This window comes from Nocardiopsis sp. TNDT3 (assembly GCF_003427465.1).
GTDB classification, from domain to species: domain Bacteria; phylum Actinomycetota; class Actinomycetes; order Streptosporangiales; family Streptosporangiaceae; genus Nocardiopsis; species Nocardiopsis dassonvillei.
In genome coordinates, this window is sequence record NZ_QPFC01001235.1 from 1 (window position 1) to 1,301 (window position 1,301).

At 74.7% G+C, this 1,301-nt stretch carries 1 protein-coding gene; it reads right to left on the reverse strand.

The window, feature by feature from the left end; genetic code table 11:
• Positions 1-167 precede the first annotated feature (167 nt).
• Complete coding sequence (locus DQW06_RS26260) at positions 168-1,250, reverse strand: transcriptional regulator (protein ID WP_117199507.1); 1,083 nt, start codon at positions 1,248-1,250, stop codon at positions 168-170.
• Positions 1,251-1,301 lie beyond the last annotated feature (51 nt).

Sequence of the window (1,301 nt, forward strand, 5' to 3'; positions counted from 1 at the left end):
GTCCGGCGCGTTCGCCGGACCGGGCGCGGCGCGCTCAGGGGGTGTTCCACCGCCCGGCGGGGTCGCCCGGCCGGGCTCTCCCCCGTGTTCCGGGCGGCCGTTTTCCTCGCTCAAGACCTGCTCCGTAAGTCGCTCGGCTGTGGGACGGCACGGGACCGGCCGGAGCCCTAGAGGAACCCCAGCCGGGACAGACCGCGGTGCACGCGGGCCCAGAAACCCGAACCCGGCCCGGGCAGCGCGGACACGGCGGACGAGGCCAGCCCCGCGGGGGCGTCCGCGAGCACCGTGTAGACGAAGCCGTTCGCCTGCCACATGCTCTGGTACTGGCCCGCGTCACCGCCGAAGATCGTGCCGTGTTGTGGTGTGACGCCGCTTCCCCCCGTCCCGGTTCCGGCGTATCCGTTCGGTTCTGTGGGGGAATGCTTGCTGCCCAGCTTCCCACGTTGGGTGAAAACCGACACCTGGGACAGACCGTCCGAGTAGACGGCGTGCACCACGCGGTGCCCGCCGTGCTCGGTGGACCGGGCGTCGACCAGCCGCAGGTTCCAGGCCAGGTACTCCGGGAGGGGCCACTCCTCCGCGCGCAGGTCCGCGCGCTCGGTGCGGGTGAGGGTGTCGCTCCAGGGGGAGTCTCCGAGCGCCTCCTCCGGCCAGTCCTCCTCCCCCAGTTCGAGCCCCGTGAGGCGGAAGCCGATCGCGTGCTCGCCGCCGGTGCCGTAGACGGTCCGGCCCAGGAGCAGGCCGGTGGCGGTGTCCACCCAGAACCGCCCGGCGACGGTGCCGTCGGCGTGCCTGGCCTCCACCAGGCGGGCCTCCCGGCCGTCCAGGCGGGCGGGGCCCGCGTCCGAGACGGCGTAGGTGTCGCCGAGCATGCTGAGCAGGCGGTCGTCCAACGACTCCAGGGCCGAGGACGCGTCCACCACCAGGGCGGACTCCTCGTCTCCGACGGGCGCCAGGGCGATGCCGTCGCCGGGCCTGTTCACCACGCGCACGCGCAGCGTCCGGCCCTCGGCGGACTGCCCGCCCTCCGTGTCCTCCGGTCCGGTGACCTCGCGCACGGCCGAGTAGGCGACCTCGTCCTCCGCTGCGGCGGCGCGGTGCAGCACCGACATCCCGTCGTCCTCCCCCTCGGCCGGGACGGCGGTGGGATGGGGGTGCGCGGCGGCCGTGAGCAGCAGCGCGCACAGCAGTGCCACGACGAGGATCGTGACCGGGGCGGAGCGCGCGGAGGAGGGTTCCTCCGCGCTCACCGGGTGGTTTCGGTGGGGCCGTGGGGGGCTTCGGCGGCGGTGGGCCGCGCG